At 69.8% G+C, this 17,239-nt stretch carries 16 protein-coding genes and 1 pseudogene; 12 read left to right on the top strand and 5 right to left on the bottom strand.

What is annotated here, in order from left to right:
* Positions 1–240: 240 nt before the first annotated feature.
* Together OG553_RS37370 and OG553_RS37375 are read left to right on the top strand one after the other, a co-directional pair.
* Positions 241–1,140: a hypothetical protein gene (locus OG553_RS37370; RefSeq protein WP_331728637.1), complete on the top strand. Its 900-nt coding sequence runs from the start codon at positions 241–243 to the stop codon at positions 1,138–1,140.
* A 24-nt stretch (positions 1,141–1,164) separates the two neighbouring features.
* On the top strand, positions 1,165–1,365 hold the full coding sequence (locus OG553_RS37375) for a hypothetical protein (RefSeq protein ID WP_331728639.1): 201 nt from the start codon (positions 1,165–1,167) through the stop codon (positions 1,363–1,365).
* On the opposite strand, the gene OG553_RS37380 is transcribed toward OG553_RS37375, so the two are convergent.
* Complete coding sequence (locus OG553_RS37380) at positions 1,352–1,774, bottom strand: hypothetical protein (protein WP_331728641.1); 423 nt, start codon at positions 1,772–1,774, stop codon at positions 1,352–1,354. The two genes, OG553_RS37375 and OG553_RS37380, sit on opposite strands and share 14 nt — an antisense overlap.
* 423 nt (positions 1,775–2,197) lie before the next feature.
* Between OG553_RS37380 and OG553_RS37385 the strand changes: the two genes are divergently transcribed.
* Positions 2,198–2,971 (top strand): hypothetical protein, encoded by a 774-nt coding sequence (locus OG553_RS37385; protein WP_331728643.1) that lies wholly within the window; start codon positions 2,198–2,200, stop codon positions 2,969–2,971.
* A 60-nt stretch (positions 2,972–3,031) separates the two neighbouring features.
* Here the strand turns inward: OG553_RS37385 and OG553_RS37390 are convergent.
* Positions 3,032–4,309, bottom strand: a pseudogene (locus OG553_RS37390) (helicase associated domain-containing protein); the annotation flags it as partial.
* 306 nt (positions 4,310–4,615) lie between these two features.
* Between OG553_RS37390 and OG553_RS37395 the strand changes: the two are divergent.
* The 3 genes from OG553_RS37395 to OG553_RS37405 are packed head-to-tail and all read left to right on the top strand — an operon-like array spanning position 4,616 to position 8,024.
* Positions 4,616–6,208 carry a Mu transposase C-terminal domain-containing protein gene (locus OG553_RS37395; protein ID WP_405983261.1) on the top strand — a complete coding sequence of 531 codons (1,593 nt, stop codon included), beginning with the start codon at positions 4,616–4,618 and terminating at the stop codon, positions 6,206–6,208.
* Positions 6,205–6,954: an ATP-binding protein gene (locus OG553_RS37400; protein ID WP_331728647.1), complete on the top strand. Its 750-nt coding sequence runs from the start codon at positions 6,205–6,207 to the stop codon at positions 6,952–6,954. Before OG553_RS37395 ends, OG553_RS37400 begins: the two co-directional genes overlap by 4 nt.
* Positions 6,951–8,024, top strand: coding sequence for a hypothetical protein (locus OG553_RS37405; protein ID WP_331728648.1), 1,074 nt, complete (start codon positions 6,951–6,953; stop codon positions 8,022–8,024). The genes OG553_RS37400 and OG553_RS37405 overlap by 4 nt, the downstream gene beginning before the upstream one ends.
* A gap of 55 nt (positions 8,025–8,079) precedes the next feature.
* Here the strand turns inward: OG553_RS37405 and tpg are convergent, their stop codons facing one another.
* Complete coding sequence (tpg, locus tag OG553_RS37410; RefSeq protein ID WP_405983258.1) at positions 8,080–9,180, bottom strand: telomere-protecting terminal protein Tpg; 1,101 nt, start codon at positions 9,178–9,180, stop codon at positions 8,080–8,082.
* A 38-nt stretch (positions 9,181–9,218) separates the two neighbouring features.
* On the opposite strand from tpg, the gene OG553_RS37415 reads away from it, so the two are divergent.
* From OG553_RS37415 to OG553_RS37435, 5 genes are all read left to right on the top strand, one after another.
* Positions 9,219–9,635, top strand: coding sequence for a hypothetical protein (locus OG553_RS37415; protein WP_331728652.1), 417 nt, complete (start codon positions 9,219–9,221; stop codon positions 9,633–9,635).
* Between the two features lie 149 nt (positions 9,636–9,784).
* Positions 9,785–10,135, top strand: coding sequence for a hypothetical protein (locus OG553_RS37420; RefSeq protein WP_206731265.1), 351 nt, complete (start codon positions 9,785–9,787; stop codon positions 10,133–10,135).
* A gap of 121 nt (positions 10,136–10,256) precedes the next feature.
* Positions 10,257–10,997: an ATP-binding cassette domain-containing protein gene (locus OG553_RS37425; RefSeq protein WP_331728658.1), complete on the top strand. Its 741-nt coding sequence runs from the start codon at positions 10,257–10,259 to the stop codon at positions 10,995–10,997.
* A gap of 3 nt (positions 10,998–11,000) precedes the next feature.
* Complete coding sequence (locus OG553_RS37430; protein ID WP_331728660.1) at positions 11,001–12,260, top strand: hypothetical protein; 1,260 nt, start codon at positions 11,001–11,003, stop codon at positions 12,258–12,260.
* On the top strand, positions 12,257–12,847 hold the full coding sequence (locus OG553_RS37435; protein ID WP_331728662.1) for a hypothetical protein: 591 nt from the start codon (positions 12,257–12,259) through the stop codon (positions 12,845–12,847). The genes OG553_RS37430 and OG553_RS37435 overlap by 4 nt, the downstream gene beginning before the upstream one ends.
* 301 nt (positions 12,848–13,148) lie before the next feature.
* Here the strand turns inward: OG553_RS37435 and OG553_RS37440 are convergent, their stop codons facing one another.
* Both OG553_RS37440 and OG553_RS37445 read right to left on the bottom strand, forming a co-directional pair.
* Positions 13,149–15,815, bottom strand: a complete 2,667-nt coding sequence (locus tag OG553_RS37440; protein WP_331728664.1) for a Helicase associated domain protein — start codon at positions 15,813–15,815, stop codon at positions 13,149–13,151.
* Positions 15,812–16,372 carry a hypothetical protein gene (locus tag OG553_RS37445; protein ID WP_331728666.1) on the bottom strand — a complete coding sequence of 187 codons (561 nt, stop codon included), beginning with the start codon at positions 16,370–16,372 and terminating at the stop codon, positions 15,812–15,814. Before OG553_RS37445 ends, OG553_RS37440 begins: the two co-directional genes overlap by 4 nt.
* Before the next feature lie 234 nt (positions 16,373–16,606).
* Between OG553_RS37445 and OG553_RS37450 the strand changes: the two genes are divergently transcribed.
* A complete protein-coding gene (locus tag OG553_RS37450) occupies positions 16,607–16,918 on the top strand; it encodes a hypothetical protein (RefSeq protein WP_331728668.1) in 312 nt (103 codons plus the stop codon).
* Positions 16,919–17,239: the final 321 nt, after the last annotated feature.

Here is a 17,239-nt window from a genome sequence, read left to right on the forward strand (position 1 = left end):
AGGGGAAGAGGTGTCGTCCATCCGGGCCGGGCCGGGGAGCTCAGGCCAGCTGCGCCCAGTCGACCTCGGGATGTGCGGGCAGGTCGTCTACGTGGCCGGCGGCGGTGAAGCGGAGGACGTCGACGGTGTCGGTCTCGGACGGCCTCTGGCCCGCTACCCGCCTGGGTCCGAAAGGGGCGCACGTAAACCGGCCCGAAAACCCGACCCTCCTCGTGAACGATCGGACCTAGGGTCCAGCACATGGAACCCGAACAGCTCAAGGTCTCGTCGCAACGGTGGATGTCCGGGGCGCTGGCCGCCTTCTCGCAGGGGCCGCAGTCATACGACTTCGCGGTCCATCATGCCGGGGTTGCGGCAGAGCACCTGCTCAAGGCATACCTCGCGAGCCTGCACCCGGCGTTGATCGTCGAAGGCAAGGACTTCAACTCGCTGCTTCATGCGACCGGCCACGGCACTCTTGCCTCCGTCGACCTCAGCCGAGCGAAGACCATCGGCGTCGTAGAGGCTCACGCGCGAGTGCACGGGCTTCTGCGGAAGCAGCTGCCTATCGACGCTAAGACCTTCCTGCCGGTCGCGGCCGCACGCAACGGTGTTGCACATCTCGGCATACACGACGTCGCTGAGGTTCAAACCGTCTTTACGACGTGCCTCCGGGTGATCGACCCCCTGCTAGTAGAGCTGCAGATTGACCCCAAGACCTACTGGGGCGACTACGGGCAGCTCCATGACATGTTGATCGCGAAGCATGTCGAGGAAGCCCTTATCGACCTGGAGAGCAAGCTCGTCAAAGCGCGAGCGATCTTCGCACAGCGCTACGGGCACCTGTCTCCGAAGGAGCGAGAGGTCGTGCTGGCCACGATCACTCGGCCGCAGCCGTCGCCTACCCACGGGGAACACGTCGAAGAAGCGCTATGCCCCGCTTGTGGGTCACGGGGCGGACTCATTGGAGAGACCCACGTCCTGGCCGGGGATGAATTCGTGACCTTCGCTCCCTACGCCTTCGCCTGCTCTGCCTGCAGCCTCGACCTCGATGGCGACGAGCAACTGGGAGATCTTGCTGAGGAGGTGCCCATCGACATGCCGATCGACGAGTACTACGCCGATTGGGAACCCGACGAGGACATGTACCGCGACAGGTGACACCGCCGGATCCTGGTACTCCCCATGGAGCCGGACGAGCTCCGGCGCCTGGTCCTCGCCGCCGTCGCCCCGTACATCGACCGCGACGTCCTCGCGCGGCAGATCGCCCGCGACTGGAGGACTTCGCCGGTCGGTGGGGAGCGGCAGGTGAGGAGCGGCCGTAGGGTCTGCGGCTCGGGCGGAGCCCGTAGTGCGGCCCTGGCCTGGCGGGTCAGCGGCTCCTGATGGTGCCGCGGACGAGGGCGTAGGGCATGACGCAGAAGGCGCCGAGGTTGGTGGCGACGATCAGGGTGAGGAACAGCCAGTAGGCGAAGCCGTGGCCGTTGGAGGACGCCAGGAGCCACCCGTACGTGAGGGCGGTGAGGATGCCGGTGAGGGCGATGCCAGCCGCCCAGCCCGTCTTGCTCAGCCCGAAGCCGAGGCCGATGTAGGCCCAGAACAGGGCGGGGCCAGCCACCGCCGCGATGGCCAGGAACACCGGGAAGTCGATGTCCCGGCCGCTCATGTAGTCCGTGAGCTCAGGTACCGAGATGAAGGTCATTAAGCCCATGTAGGCGACGGTGATGACGACGAAGACGGTGGTGAGCACGCGGGCGGTGCGGGTGGTGGGAGGGGTGTTCGCGGCGTCGGTCATGAGGTGGTGGGCTCCTTCTCCTACGGCGGGCAGGGCAGTCGGCCCCGCTCCGGTATAGCCGACGGGGACCACAGGGGTGCGTTCTTCGCGGCAAGGCTCCCCGGGGCCGGTGATGAACAAGCCACTCGAAGCGGTGACGCGGCAACGGCGACTGCAACGCACCCGCTCGGACGTGCACCACCGGCTCTGCAACACGTGAGCACGTTGCACCTCTGACCTGGAAGAACACCGGCCGAAGACCGGTCTGGGTCCAGCGTTGCAGCTCCGTGTTGCACCGCCGTCCGGTGCCAGGGGAAGGCCCCGGGGGTCACGACGCCCCGGGGCCTCCACTTCGCTGACCTCCCCGCTCAACGACGAGCCGGGCAACCTGTCACGCCTACCTTCGTGCTGCCTTTTGTCAGGGGGCGTCTCTACCCTGGCGTGATGACACGGTCTGAGTTCAAGTTCGCCTACCTGCAGCCGCTGTTCGCGGACGTGGAGCGACTGCGTGGAGAGGGTGCCTACCGGCAGCTGCCGGCACCGCAGCCGTCGAGCAGCCTCGCGACGGACGATGCACCGCTGGGCATGTACTCCGCGTCCACGCTCATCCGGAACTCCTACAGCGCGGGGGTAGCCCACGCCGATGCGCTTCGCAGGCTCGTGCACGCCGGAGAGGTAGACCCGCAGAGCCCGTGGACCCTGATGCGGGGGGCGCTGGAGAACTTCGCCACGGCCGTCTGGATTTTGGGCGGCAACGACCGCACCGAGCGCCGCCGACGCACCCTGGCCCTGTGGTGTGAGGACATGCGCAACCGGGCCCAGCACGAGGAGGACACGGACCACCAGCCAGGCCCCGGTGGCAAGACCGGTCGCGAGCGCCGCCAGGACATAGCCGACCTCGCCCTGTCCCTCGGCATTCCCACCGCCTCCCTCAGCAAGCCAGAGGCGGGGAAGGTCATCGAGGAAGCTGCCGAGGACGCCGGCCTGAAAGCCCGAGAGGTCACCGCCGCCTGGCGCGCGGCGTCAGGGTTCGCCCACGGCCGGTACTGGCCCAACCTCCGGGCATCCATGCCCATCGATGCCGCGCGCAGCGGCCCCGACCACTACCTGATGGCCTTGGTCATCGACGAGGACCAGCACCGCCCGCTGACACGGCATGCCAGGACGCTGCTCCACCGACTTCACGACAGGTACCAGGCCAGGGCCACAGCCCACTGACCACGCAGCGAAGCCCACCAGGCGCCGATGACTCGGGGCGCTTTCGCGCACAGGGCTCGGTCAGGCCCAGTCGACGCCCAGCTTCGCGAGGGCGGCGAGCTGGTCGGCGGTGAGCTTGTCGCGTCGGCTCTTGGTGTTGGAGACCCACACGCCCAGCTTCACGATCACCGGCTCCGCCTCGCCCTCGACCGCGATCTCCTCGCCGTGCGCGCGGGGCACCGGCCGGTCCGCGCCCTCCCGCTCCACCCACTGCGTGAGGGCCGTCAGGCCCCGCTGGAACGCCTGCTGCGCCTTGCTCGGCCCCTTTGCCCCGCGGCTGGTCGCAGGGGCGGGAGCGGGCGCTTGGTCGGGCTGCACGCCCAGCGCGGTCAGCCGTTCCTGCTGCTCGGGCAGCAGCCGCGCCCAGGTGGCCGGCTGCTTCTGCTGCTGGAGCCACCGTCCGATGTCGTCGCCGTCACACAGCACGCCGGGCGCGATGTCGGGCAGCTGTCCGTCGGCGTCGACCAGGTCGGCCAGGACGCGGTTGTGGCGCTGCCAGTCCAGGGGCCAGGGGCAGTTCCAGTCCTTGTCGATCGCGGCGAGCTGCGCGGCCCGGGTGGTGGCGGTGTCCTCGTCCTTCCCGAGTCCGGTCTTGGTGCCCTTGCGGCGGAGGTTGGCCATGTACTGGCCGATGGGCACCATCGCGTCGTCCTCGCCCCACATGGCGTCCTGACGGGGTGCAAGGTGCCCGGTGGCCCGCCGGTAGGAGCGGAGCACGGCGAGCTTGGCCTCCCACGCCTCCTCGCCCGGTTCCCACACCATCCCGGCCTCCGGCGCGTCCAGAAGGACCTTGCGCCGGTCCTCGAGCTCCCCGGCTCGCAGGGCCTTGCGCTGCTGGTGCACCCACCGCCCGAGCGGGAAGCTCTTGGTGACGCCGACCTCGGTCTCGGTGTCGTACGGGACGGCGTACAGGCCGGTGATTCCGTTCTCCGCCCGCCACCGCAGCAGGGCCTGGTAGCCCTCCAGCCACACCAGGCTCTCGGGCCGGTAGACGCGGGTGCGCAGGAACGCGGCGATCGTGGCCGCGTCCCGGGGCGAGGAGAAGTGCAGCAGCGCCGACTCGGCTGCCGCGTCGGCGCCGTCCTCCTGGTCTTCGCCCTCACCCCTGCCGCCGGCCCCGACGATCTGCCCGTCCTCGTCGCGGCGCAGATGAACCTTGCGCTGGCCGCTGGTGAGGGCGCGGGAGGCGAGCTGCTCGACCAGGCGCTCATCATGACTGCGCAGGCCCTGGAGTACGGCTACCAGCCCGGCATACGAGGCGGAGGCGACCATGTCGGTCGGGTCCTCGTTGGGTGCGATGTGCCGGTTTGGTGTCAGTGGGGGTTGACAGTGACGGCCCGTCAGTTGTGGGTGTTTGTGCTGGCTGTATGACCTGGAGGCAAGTCTCCAACTGACACGGAAGCGGTGCCTGGGGTGGTTTTCGCTGCCATGGGGCGGTACACCACCATGGTCTCCACTGCCACGGAAACGGTGCTTCTTATCCATGGCGGTGTATCGGCCGGGATGCTGGGGGCTGTGGAGGTCTTCCCGGCCGTGGGGTGTGTGGCGGTGGTGGAGCGGAGTGCGTTGCCGGAGGCCGCGCGGGTTGAGGTGCGTGGTGTGGCGGTGGGCCGGCTGCTGGAGTTGCGGGCGGCGGGCCGGCTCACGGCAGGCCACGTGCGGGTGGTTGCTGGAGCGCTGGGGGTGTCCGAGAGGACGGTGTGGCGCTGGCTCGCTGTGCCTGGCCCCGGCGTTGTCCCCGGCGCTCGGCTGGCGAGGGCGGACCGGTTCGTTGTGACGGACGAGGTGCGTGCGTTGCTGGCCTTGTGGGGCGGGAACGTCGCGGCGGTACAGCGTGAGCTGGCTGAGCGCGCCGCCGGGCAGTCCCCTCCGGGTACTGCCCCGTCGTTGACGACGTTGCATCGTGCGATCCGGCGGGATCTGAGTGCGGGGGAGCGGGCGGGGCTTGCTGGTGGTGAGCGTGCGGCCCGGAAGCATGATGTGTTCCTGGCCCGGCCTCGGGGCTGGCGGAATGAGGTGTGGGAGGCCGATCACGTTCAGGCCCCCGTTCTGGTCGAGGTGGAGGGCAGTGCCCGGCGTCCGTGGGTGACGTGGTTTGTGGACTGCGCGACGAACACGGTGATGGGGGTCGCGGTGACGCCCGGGTCTCCGTCGCGGGAGTCGGTGTTGGCCGCGCTGCGGGCGGCGGTGTTGCGCGAGGAGCGGTTCGGGCCGCAGGGCGGCCTGCCGGAGAGGGTCCGTGTGGATCGGGGCAAGGACTTCTTGTCGAGGACGGTCGCGGCGGCGTTCGGGGCGCTGGTGGTCGAGGTGGAGGACCTGCCCGCCTACACGCCGCACCTGAAGGGCACGGTGGAGGGCTTGAACCGGGCGGTGGAGTCGATGTTCCTTGCCGCGCTGCCCGGCTACGTGCGTCAGCCGCGTCCGGGCCGGCGCCCCGGCCGGCCGAAGGACGAGGTGCTGCTCGGCTTCGAGGACTTCACCGCCCGGCTGCTGGGCTGGGTGGAGTGGTGGAACACCGTGCACCAGCCGGCCCCGCTGGGAGGGAAGACCCCGCTGGGAGCCTGGGAGGCAGATCCGACTCCGGTGAGGGAGGTCAGCCCGGAGGAGTTGTGGACGTTCACGCTGGAGGACGACGGACGGATCCGTGTGGTCTCCACCCGCGGTGTGCGGTTCCGCAGGCGCGACTATGTGGGGCCGTGGATGACGGGCCTGGCGGGTACGGGGGTGCGGGTGCGGTTCATGCCGCACCACGATCACCGCATCGAGGTCTTCGACGCCACCACTGGCCGCTACCTGGGACCTGCGACTGTCGCGGACGAGGCGAGCCCGGAGCAGATCACCGCGGTGCGTACCGCCCGGGCCGCGCGCAGTCGGCGTCTGCGCAAGGACCTCGCCGCAGCTCAGCGCTGGCGCTATGCCGCGGTGACGCGGCCGGGTAAGCCGGAGCGGCTGGATGCGGTGTCCGCGGTCGAAGCGGCTGCCGAGTTGGCGGTGGCTGACCGGGCGGACATGTCGAGGCTGGCGCTGCCGGACCTGATCCCGCCGGCCGCGCCTCCGTCCGACTGGCGTACCCCGGCCTCCCTCGCGGCCCGTACCCGGCCGAAGCCGCCATCCGCGCCAGACGACAACGAGTCCGGCGGTAGACCGCAGGCCGGTGTCTGCGGTGACAGGGACGGCGCTGGCGGTGGTGTGCGGTGACCGCGCCGACGTACCAGTACGTCGACCTGCCCGACGCCTCCATCGTGACCACGAAGGCCCTGTTGACCGCGCGGGAGAACATCGCGGACACGGTCGCCGCGCGGGCGATGATGTGCATCCACGGCAACGCCGGCTTCGGCAAGACCCTGGCGGTCAACACCTGCCTGTACGAGCTGGAGGACACCCGCGGCGAGGAGGTCTGCCGGGTCACCTTCCGGGCCCGCCCCACCGCCCGCGCGGTCCGCTACGAGCTCTTCGAGACGCTCCGCCTGCCCGGTGAGCCGCCCCGCCACCCCTCCGAGTTCGACCGCCTGCTGAAGACCGCCCTGTCCGAGCGGCCCCGCACGTTCCTCGTCGACGAGGCGCAGTGGCTCAACGGCGAGGCCTTCGAGTACTTCCGCTACCTGTGGGACGAGCCCGCCACCCAGATCGCGATCGTCTTCGTCGGCGGCGCCGGCGCCCACACCGTGCTGCGCCGCGAGCCGATGCTGTCCTCCCGGATCTTCATCTGGCAGCAGTTCACCCGCCTCACCCCCGAAGAGGTCCTCGACGTCGTCCCGCTCTTCCACCCCGTCTGGGAGGACGCCGACCCGGCCGACATCACCTTCGCCGACGAACAGGCCGCTCACGGCAACTTCCGCGCCTGGGCGCAGCTGACCGCCCACGTGGGGACCGGAATGGAGCGCATGGACCGCCCGCGCCCGGACCGCGACCTGCTGCGCTGGGCCTTCAGCCGCCTCGCATGACGCCACCCGCCAAGCCCCGCCTGGCCGTCGTCCTCGATGCCGGGGACGACGCCGCGTTCACCCACACCGCCTTGGCCGCCCATGCCCCGCACGCCGGCCGCATCACCCTGCATCCCGCGCCGGGCACGACCAGCGACACCGCCCTGGCCGGGGACCTGCTCTTTGCCCTGGGCAAGCCGGCCCACCTTCCGGGCCGTTTCCCGCACGGCCACCCGCCGCTGTGGGAAGCGGCCTCGGCGTGGACGGCGGCTCTGGCTATGACCCGCCTGACCGTCTTGCGTGCCCATCTGCTCGACGAGCGCCGCCTCCAGCGCATCCTGGCCCTCCAGCGGCAGACCGGCATCCACCTCACCCTCGTCGTCCACCGCCCCCGCCTGACCGCCGCCCTCGACCGCGCGCTCTCCCCCGTCCCCCACACCCGCACCGTCACCCTGGCCCAAGCCCGCGCCCTCTACTTTGACGGGCGCCCACCCGCACCCGGCGGCACGGCACAGGCTGCGGTATCGCCTGCCGCCGGGCCGGGGCGGTGGCTCACCCTGCCCTCCCTGGACCGGCTTGTCTCCTACGACAGTCCGGGCCCGTGTACGGGCCCGTGCCTGCCCGGCTTGATCGACTGGAGACAACGGCCTGCCCCCGAGCCCCTCACCGCGACCCAAGCCGCCCAGGTCGTCCACCGGATCCACACCGCGACCGCCCACCCCCGCCTGGCCGCGGCCCTGGCCTCCACCCTGTTCACCGGCGCCTCCTTCCAACAGCTGGCCACCGCCCGCAGCGATGACTTCCACGACGCCCCCGCCCTCCTTGCCCTCCACGACCAAACCCGGTTCACCGACGGCTGCGCCACCCACCCCGTCCCTGCCTGGGCCGCCGTCTTCCTGCGCGCGGCCACCCACTACGCCCACTCCACTGCTGCCGCGCATCTGCTGGTCGAGCCGGGCGAGCGTCCCGCCCTGCTGCGCCTGGCCGAGACCGCCAGGCTCCGCCCGCCCCAGCCGCCCGACGCCCCGAACGCTCGCAGGTCCGGCAAGGCGGTGTGGGACTGGCGAGAGGTCCGGGAAGCACACGGGTAACGGCCGGCGCCGCCCGCCCCGTGACGCCGCAGCCGCAGACCGGGCACCTTTCGTCTTACTGGAGGCCGAACTCGATGAAGTCGATGTCCAGGAGGGTGACGTGCAGACCGTGGGCCCGCCGGCCGGCGTCGCGGAAGTAGAGGTGTCCCAGAGCTCGGCCGATGATCAGCTCGTGCTGCTTCTCGCTGGCGCCCGCGTCCAGGGCGGCGAAGATCTGCTGCGTCACCGTGGGGTTCAGACGCCCGGTGATGCGCCGCATGCGCGGGTCGTCGGAGCTTGCGGGACCGGCCTTGAACCCGAACCGGGCGCGGGTATGGACGACCACGCCGCCTTTCTCGGCCGCTGCGCGCCGGCGGGCACGGATCCGCGGCTGCCAGCGGGCCTGTACGAGTTCGGCGATCTTCTGGTCGTGGCGGGGGCTGGGGCGCCCCCGGCCGCCCGGTTTGCGGGTTATCCATCGCTGGACCGTCCGCTGGGACACGCCCAGGACGGCGGCGACCCGCAGGGTGGAGCCCCGCTCCCACCGCAGCAGGGCCTTCAGCCGATCCGCCGTGGTCGCAGGCAACGGCCGCGTGTACAGGAGCCGCTCCAGCCCATCACCTATGGCTCGCACCATCCCACCAGCCCCCTTCGACGGCACCGCATCCCACGCCCCAGCAGGTCCATCCTCGCCACCACCCCGCGACGGCGGGCGGTATCCGGCATACGGCTGACGCTGGCATCCCCGCTGCGATAGAGGTCTCCGACTTCCGCTGGCGGCGCGTCCAGGTGTGTTGCGCTCGCTGACACGAAGGCGGTGCCTGGCCTTGCCGAAGGCGAGCCATCCGACCTGGCTGCGGTCGGGCCAGGTGCCGAGGATTTCACGGAGGCCTGTGAACGCGGCGGTGTTCTCCACGAGGAGCAGCCAGGGTCGGGCCCGAGTCCGGACGCCAGCGGGGCGGGTGTGGGGCGGGCTCGTGATCGAGACAATGTGGTGACTGTCTGCAATCCCTCTGGCTTGTGGTTTTTGCACCTGGCCCGTGTTGCACGGGGTGTAAGGGGCAGGTGTGCAATTGAGCCACACTCGAACACCCGCCACGGAATGGGGTGTTCTGCGGATATGGTTCAGGGCGCCTTGGGGGGAGGCGCTTGTGCGAATGTTTCCTCCCTCCGTCATTCCCTCACACAGGGTCAACGAGAAGGGAAGGGGATCCGATGAGTACCCGGCGAAAGAAGGCAGCCGGTCTGATGGCCGGTGTTGTGCTCCTGGGAATCGGCGGCATCACGCCGGCGAACGCGGGCGTCACCGAGGGCCAGTTCGAGTCCCACATCGAATGGTGGACGGCCCCGACCGAGTCGCGCCGCTGGTATGACAGCAACAGCAGCTCGGACTACACCGGCATCTACTTCCAGGGGTGCCAGTCGGACGACTTCAGGGGCTACGACTACGCGTCACTGCGTCTGTGGAAGGACGTCCCCAGCGCCCCGGACCGGAGCAAGGGCACCAGGAACAACTACTGCGGGTGGGTCGACTACGGCGATCCCGACGATGCGGGCAACTACTACTTCCAGCTGGCGGACGTCGGCCAGGGCGACTTCATCAAGATCGATTACGTCAAGGTCGGCTGGTAGCCGCAGATCGAATCCGGAGTCGGGCCTGCCGGCTCCCAGGCGGCGCTCAGATACGGTGGCGCCCCAGACATGAGAGGGATCGAGTGAAGATCGGTTTAAGGTCGTGGGCCGGTGCGATGGCGGGGGCCGCGTTAGTGGGTGCGGTGTCCGTGGTTCCGGCACACGCCGGGGCGACGGAAGGTCAATTCGAGTCGTCCATCGGGTCGTGGCGGGCAGGTAACGAGTCGCGGCGCTGGTATGACAGCAACAGCAGCTCGGACTACACGGGCATCTACTTCGAGGGCTGCACGGCGGACGGCGGTGGCGGGTTCAACTACGCCGATCTGCGTCTGTGGAAGGACGTCCCCAGCGCCCCGGACCGGAGCAAGGGAACCCGGAGAAACTACTGCGGGTGGGTCGACTACGGCGACCCCGACGATGCGGGCAACTACTACTTCGCGCTGACGGACGTGTCCAGCGGCACGTACATCTCCGTCCGCTACGTGAAGGTCGGCTGGTAGTGCCGACGTTGAACACGTAGTACGAGGGTCCCGGTGGATTCAGCACCGGGACCCTCTGGTGTCCACTCTCCCATGAGCAAGGCCTTACCGCTGACAGCGGGAGGCGGATTGTGCGTTCCTCATGTCTCTGATCTTTGATCGCGTTTCCTTCCGCTACGGCCGGAATGCGCCCGTCTTCAGCGAGTTCAGTCTCCGGATTGACGCACGGGCGACGGTCCTCCTCGGCCCGAACGGAGCCGGCAAGTCCACGCTGATGGCCTTGGCCGCTTCTCACCTGTCGCCCTCGTCCGGGTCGGTCACTTTCGAGGGAAGTGCCGCGAAGGGCCGGCATCTGGCCGCCTACCGTGAACGCGTGGCGTGGATCCCCCAGCAGATCACCCCCATGCCCGGGCTGACCGTACGCGAACAGGTCGCCTATGCAGGATGGCTCAAGGGCATGCCGAAGGACTTGGCCTGGAACGCGTCAGAGGACGCGCTGCGCCGTGTCGACCTCACCCGCCTCGCGGGGCGCAAGAGCCACCAGGTGTCCGGTGGCCAGCTTCGGCGCATGGGAATCGCCGGGGCGCTGACCCACCGCAGCAAGCTGATCCTGATGGACGAGCCGACCGCCGGCCTCGACCCCACGCAGCGCCTGGTGTTCCGTGAACTGGTCGAGGACCTGGCCGACAGCGTGCAGGTGGTCGTCTCCACGCACCAGACGGAAGACCTGGCCGACTTGTACACACAGGTGGTGGTCCTCGCCCACGGGAAGATCTGCTTCCAGGGCGGCCCCGCCGACTTCCACGCCCTGGCGCCGGCCGCCACGCGCGGACGCGACCAGGCCGAGGCCGCCTACATGATGCTCGTCGGACGGGAGATCTGACCGATGCGCATCACCACTCTCCTGCGGTCCTCCTCCGCCGGACCCATGCTCGTCCTCCTCGCCGGGTACATCCTGCTGCTCCTGTCGGCCCCGATCACCGCAGGCACTGTCCCCGGGTACGGGCCGTCGGTGCTGGGCAACGCCTCGTACGCCATTCCGTTCGCCGCTGCCGCGTGCGCGGCGAGCGGAGCGTGGGAGGGCGCACGCCTGCGCCGAGGCGACGTCTTCGGGCAAGCCCCTTCCCGAAGCCGGCTCGCCATCGTGCTGCCGTTGCTGGCCCCGGTCTGGGTGATGGGCGTTGCCGGAATGCTCGTCGCGGCCGGTGTCGCGGTCTCGGCCGCGGGAACCCTTCCGTCTCTCTCCCACCTGGGCATGTTCGCGGTGTACGCGCTCCTGATGGCCGCCGCCACACTGGCCGGACACCTCCTGGGCGGCCGCCTTCCGCACCTCGCGGCCGCACCGCTGGCGATGGTCGCCGGGTTCTGCCTGACCGCGTTCCCCGGATCCTGGGACACCCCCTGGCCCCGCCACCTGGTCGCGGGCGCCTACGACAGCTGCTGCTCGGTCGGATCGGTGATCGACCCGGTGGCCGTGTGGGCGCCGCTCCTGTTCAGCGGCGGGATCATCACCGCATGCCTGCTCGCGATCGCCCAGGCCGATCGGTGGAAGCCGCTGGCCGCCCTCGTCGCCGCGTCCGCGGCCTCGGTGCTCCTGGTCGTGGACATGGGCTACAACCCGGTCGCAGACCGGAACCCCGACGCGCTGGTCTGTGACACCGCTGGCGTTCCGGAAGTGTGCCTGTGGCCCGAGACCCCGGGGCGCACGCGGATAGTGGCGACCACTCGCGCCTACACCAGCCGACTGAAGGGCGTCGGGCTTCCCGTGGTTCCCTCCCTCACCCAAAGCCGTGACCTCAAACCCGGACAGGCCGGTTTCGGAGGCAAGGGCCAGGTCCGCGAGCAGGACATCACCGCCAACCTCGCTAACACCCTCCTGCCCCCCGTACCCGAATGCGCCCGAACCAGCCACAAGTACCCTGCGTTCCCCGCGCGAGGGCCGCTCACCGCATGGCTGACGGCCATCGCCACCCAAGCACCCCCGGCGCCTGTCCAGGGCCGTGTCTCCCCCGACGATGCGAAGCTCGCCCAGCAGGTCCTCACGCTGCCTTCTGACCGTCAGCACGCCTGGTACGAGGCGAACCGGGCCGCGCTCACCGGATGCGACCAGAAGCCGGCCTTGAACCCTGAAGGAGCGGGCCGGTGAACTGGTGGGCCGCATCCCGCAACGTTCCTACGATCGTCACCGTCACCGTGGTGACGGCCGGCGCCGGCTTGGCGTTCGGGCAGAGCCGCATCCCCATCCCCGCGATGGTCGGCGGTGCCGGAAACTTCCTGTTCGCCGCGCTGATCACCGTCGTCCCCGCCGTGATCTGGCTCGCCTTCACGGGCCGCGCCCGCACGGCCACGGAAACCGTGGCCGTGCGGGCAGTCCACCGCTGGGATGTCTTCCTCGCCGGCGCATGCGCGGTCCTTACCCTGGCCATGGCCGTCCTCGGGCATTTTGCGGGAGCCGCCCCCGTGGCCCTGGCCATCGGCCGGAACACCGCCTTCTACCTCGGACTCGCGCTGCTCCTCGCCCCCCTCGCAGGCGCCCGGATCACACCGCCGGTCCTGACCGCCGTACCCCTGGTTCTTGCCGTGGGGGGATGGAAGAGCGGCGGTCGTGGCGCACAGCCGTGGGCCATCGTCCTGCACCCTGCGGCCAGCATGCCCGCCTTCCTGGCGGGCGTTGCGGTCCTCATCGCCGGGGCGACATTCAGCAGCCTCAAGCGCCCGCGCGTCACCCTATGACCGATCGATTCAGAACGAGTCGTCGTAAGCAGAGGATGCTGCAGGCGAGGTGGAGCAGTCCGAGGTGGAGCTCGGCTCGGATCTCGTAGCGGATCCGGATCCCAGTTCAGCAGGCACCGCAGGTCACTCTTTCGTCCTTGGCGAGCGAATTGGCCTGGCCCAAGGGGCGTAACCCTGGACACGTGGCAGTGCCTCACTGGCTTCCTGCCTCGGCTTCGCGGCCTGTGATGGGCCATGGCTCGAGACCCCGGAACGATTTCTATCCGGGGTCCCACACATGCCACCTCAGCGCCGGTCAGGCTCAGGCCCAGTCGATGCCCAGTTTCGCGAGGGCGGCGTGTTGGTCGGCGGTGAGCTTGTCGCGCCTGCTTTTGGTGTTGGAGATCCACACGCCGAGCTTCACGACGGTCGGTTCGGCCTCGCCCTCGACTGTGATCTCTTCTCCGTGGGTGCGGGGGACGGGCCGGTGGGTGCCTTCCCGCTCGACCCATTGTGTGAGGGCTGTCAGGCCACGTTGGAATGCCTGCTGCGCCTTGCTCGGTCGCTTCGCTCCGCGGCTGGCTGCGGGGGCGGGAGACGGCTTCTGGTCGGGCTGCACGCCCAGGACGGTCAGCCGTTCCTGCTGCTCAGGCAGCAGGCGCGCCCAGGTAGCCGGCTGCTTCTGCTGCTGGAGCCACCGTCCGATGTCGTCGCCGTCCAGGAGCACGCCCGGGGCGATGTCGGGCAGCTGGCCGTCGGCGTCGACCAGGTCCGCGAGGACGCGGTGGTGGCGCTGCCAGTCCAGCGGCCAGGGGCAGTCCCAGTCCTCGTCGATCGCGGTCAGCTGCGCCGCGCGCTCCGCCGCCCGGTCCGGGTCCTTGCCCAGGCCGTTCTTCGCGCCCTTCCTGCGGAGGTTGGCCATGTGCTGCCCGACGGGCACCATCTCGTCGTCCTCGCCCCACACGGCGTCCTGCCGGGGCGCCAGGTGCCCTGTGGCCCGTCGGTACGACCGCAGGGCGGCGAGCTTGGCCTCCCACGCTTCCTCGCCCGGCTCCCACACCATCCCGGCCTCCGGCGCGTCCAGGAGGACCCTGCGCCGGTCCTCCAGCTCCCCGGCCCGCAGGGCTTTGCGCTGCTGGTGGACCCACCGCCCGAGCGGGAACGCCTTGGTGACGCCGACTGCGACCTCGGTGTCGTACGGGACGGCGTGGACGCCGGTGATGCCGTTCTCCGCCCGCCACCGCAGCAGGGCCTGGTAGCCCTCCAGCCACACCAGGGATTCGGGCCGGTAGACGCGGGTGCGCAGGAACGCGGCGATGGTGGCGGCGTCGCGCGGGCTGGAGAAGTGGAGCAGGGCCGACTCGGCCGCGGCGTCGGCGCCGTCCTCCTGGTCCTCGCCGTCCCCCTCGCCGCCGGCCCCGACGAACCGCCCGTCCTCGTCGCGTCGGAGGTGCACCTTTCGCTTGCCGCTGGTGAGGGCGCGGGAGGCGAGCTGCTCGACCAGGCGCTCATCGTGGGAGCGCAGGCCCTGGAGGACGGCTACAAGCGGCTTGAAGCTCGCGGAGGCCACCATGTCGGTGGGGTCCTCGCCCGGCTCCAGGAACACCGGCACGATGATCCTGGCGATTTTGGTGCTGCCGTCGCGGTTGAGTCGCAGGGCGCGGCCGATGTTCTGGACGATCTCGACTTGGGAGCCGCGGGTGTCGGCGAAGCAGATCGCCTCCACCCCGCGCTCGCCGGTGATGTCGACGCCTTCGCCGAGGACGCGTACGGAGGCGAGGAACGCGCGGTGTACGCGCCGGTTGTCGGCGTCGATGCCGTTGGCGAACTGGCGCAGGATCTCGCGGCGCTCGGTGACGAGGTGGTCGCCGCACAGCCATGCCGACCAGACCCGGTCCGGGGGTACGTGGCGGCTGGCCTCAAGCTCGTAGAACTCGGCGTCGATCGAGGACTTCGGCAGCTTGGCCGCGGCCGCCAGATCGGCGTCGGAGGCGTCGGTGGCGTACAGCTCGGCAGCGGTCTCGGGCAGCTTGTCCGCGAACGCGGCTGCTTCCTCGACCTTCTGGTGGAAGGTCATGACCGTACGGAGGTTGTACGCCGCGGCGTGCTCGAGGAGCGCGGCCTGCAGCAGCGCCAGGCGCCGGCCCCGCTGCGCCTCCTCGGACTCGCCCAGGACGGGGGAGGGGTCGCGGATCTCCAGCACGTCGATCTCGAAACCGGCGAGGATCCCCCGCTCGATCGCCTCGGACAGCCCCAGCTCCGCGAGCCACGCGCCGTAGGTTCCGTCCGGATCGTCGGCCATGCTCGCGATCTCTGCCTCCTGGCCGCCGGTGCCCTTCTGCGGGCGTGCTGCGGCCAGGATGCGCGGGGTGGCGGTGAGGTAGAGCCGGAAGCCTGCGGGGATGCGGGTGTTGTCGTGGATCGCGGCCCACGGGCGGCCGAGGTCGCCGGCGGTGCCGTGGGCTTCGTCGACGATCGCGAGGTCGAAGCCCGCCATTTGCTGCCCGTAGAGCCGCGCCCCGCCCGCCAGTGCGGCTTCCAGGGGCCCGCGGACCTTCCGCTGGCCCTCGAGTGCGTCGATGTCCTCGCGGTCGACGAGGGAGGCGTAGGTGGCGAGCACGACGACCGGCCCTGAGGAGGCCCACAGGGCGAGCTGGATCGGGTTCGTTGTGGTCCGCACGCCCAGCTCGCCCAGCACGGGGTCGTTCTCCAGGGAGCAGACGGCGATCATCGGGGCACGGTGGCCCACCCGGCGCCACGCCTGGGCGGTCTGGGCGAGCAGGTCCAGGGTGGGCACGGTGACGAGGATCCGGCCGTCCGCGAAGGACTCCAGCGCGCACGCGGCGGCGGTGATCGTCTTGCCCGAGCCGGTCGCTGACACGATGGTGCCGCGGGCACCCTGCGGGGGCGCGGATGACCTTGCAGGGAATCCGACCCAATTCCGGAACGCGGATTTCTGGTCTACCTGATGTTCTCGGAGTGAGATCAAAAGGATTCTCCTGGTTCCGGCAGGACCTGTTCAACGGAGGTGATGTGGCTCGTCCGGTAGGTGCTGTCAGGTCGTCCGTAGGTGCGCCAGGCCCGGTAAGCGGCCTCGCTGAGTGAGCCTGCCATCAGGTGGACGACGAACTGGGCATCATCCGACGCGCGCTCGCCGGTGGGCCGGCCAGTGATCCGGTAGACCCGATGCCTGAGCAGTTCGAAGGACCCTTGAGCGTCGGGTTGCCCGGCGTGCGTCCGGTCTTCTTCAAGGCGCTGTAGCCGCTGTTCCTCATATCGGATCGCCCGAGGGTCGTTGGCTGGCTCGTAGACGGGCATCTGCTGTTCGGTCATGACGTGGGCAATGCGTCGCCATTGGTTGTGTTGGAAGGAGGCGATCCACTCCTCACTCAGGGCCAGTGGTTCGTCCGGCCCGGCACTCGCGACGGTCTCGCGTTCTTGCGCAAGTCGGACGTGCTCCATGACCTGGTTCAGGTCCAGGCCTGTCGCTCTTCTCAGCACACCATGGCGAGCCAACTCGTGGGGAAGGTATTCATAGACAGGCATCCAGTATCCCGTTCCCAGAGCAGCCACCGCATGTGGCCTATTTCTGCCAACGGTACATGATGCATCTGCTTTGATGCACGCACCAGTGCACCGCAATGTGGCGCATACTGTTGAACGCGCGGTGGCGACCGAGGCTCGAGACGGCCGACTCGCCATGCCGAACCGTGTATGAATCTGTCGGAGAGATCAGAAGGTGGCCCCATCGTGGCGAGGATAGACATTCACACTCACGTCATGCTTTCCCTCAAGTCGATCGCGAAGGAGTTCTCCGTTCAAGCGACGTTCGAGGAACTGCGCGACGAGGAGAACCGAGAGGCGATCGCACTGGCCCTCCTCGCCAACCAGGACGCCTGGAAGGGCCTGGACCCCGAGAAAGTGTCGCTCGGCGAGTTGATACGAGCGGCGTTGACCGATTCCGCGAACGCCGTTCAGCAGTCGTTCGGACCCGGCTCCCGATTCTGCGTCGTCCTCGAACTCCTCATGGGTACACCCAACGGAGAACGGATGGCCCACGTCTCCAGCCGTACAGAGATCGTCAGGGACTGACACGACAGGCCCCATACCCTGCGGGGGTGGGAGCGCAGCGGACACCCCAACGGCCGCCAGTCCCAGACCCCGTGAAACGGGGTCACCCCGCCTCGCGAAGCGAGGCGTTCGGGGGTGAAGCGAAGCGAAACCCCCGAACCAGTCCGAAGCGAAGCACAGGACTCCGGCCCGAAGGGCCGGCCCTGGCCCGGCGAAGCCGGGCCCCGCTGAGCGCAGCGAAGCGGCTCAGCGCTCCGGAGCGAAGCGGAGGAGCAGGCGCCGAAGGCGCCTTGGCCGAGCGCAGCGAGGCCGGTCTCTCCTGAGCGCGCAGCGCTCAGGTAC

It is taken from the genome of Streptomyces sp. NBC_00158 (genome assembly GCF_045160885.1).
Lineage (GTDB): Bacteria > Actinomycetota > Actinomycetes > Streptomycetales > Streptomycetaceae > Streptomyces.

Coding starts and splice junctions, on each gene's coding strand:
- OG553_RS37375 (WP_331728639.1), top strand. CDS start 1,165: ATGGAGCCGGACGAGCTCCGGCGCCTGGTCCTCGCCGCCGTCGCCCCG.
- OG553_RS37430 (WP_331728660.1), top strand. CDS start 11,001: ATGCGCATCACCACTCTCCTGCGGTCCTCCTCCGCCGGACCCATGCTC.
- OG553_RS37445 (WP_331728666.1), bottom strand. CDS start 16,372: ATGCCTGTCTATGAATACCTTCCCCACGAGTTGGCTCGCCATGGTGTG.
- OG553_RS37425 (WP_331728658.1), top strand. CDS start 10,257: ATGTCTCTGATCTTTGATCGCGTTTCCTTCCGCTACGGCCGGAATGCG.
- OG553_RS37450 (WP_331728668.1), top strand. CDS start 16,607: ATGCTTTCCCTCAAGTCGATCGCGAAGGAGTTCTCCGTTCAAGCGACG.
- OG553_RS37415 (WP_331728652.1), top strand. CDS start 9,219: ATGAGTACCCGGCGAAAGAAGGCAGCCGGTCTGATGGCCGGTGTTGTG.
- OG553_RS37380 (WP_331728641.1), bottom strand. CDS start 1,774: ATGACCGACGCCGCGAACACCCCTCCCACCACCCGCACCGCCCGCGTG.
- OG553_RS37385 (WP_331728643.1), top strand. CDS start 2,198: ATGACACGGTCTGAGTTCAAGTTCGCCTACCTGCAGCCGCTGTTCGCG.
- tpg (WP_405983258.1), bottom strand. CDS start 9,180: ATGACGGAGGGAGGAAACATTCGCACAAGCGCCTCCCCCCAAGGCGCC.
- OG553_RS37405 (WP_331728648.1), top strand. CDS start 6,951: ATGACGCCACCCGCCAAGCCCCGCCTGGCCGTCGTCCTCGATGCCGGG.
- OG553_RS37370 (WP_331728637.1), top strand. CDS start 241: ATGGAACCCGAACAGCTCAAGGTCTCGTCGCAACGGTGGATGTCCGGG.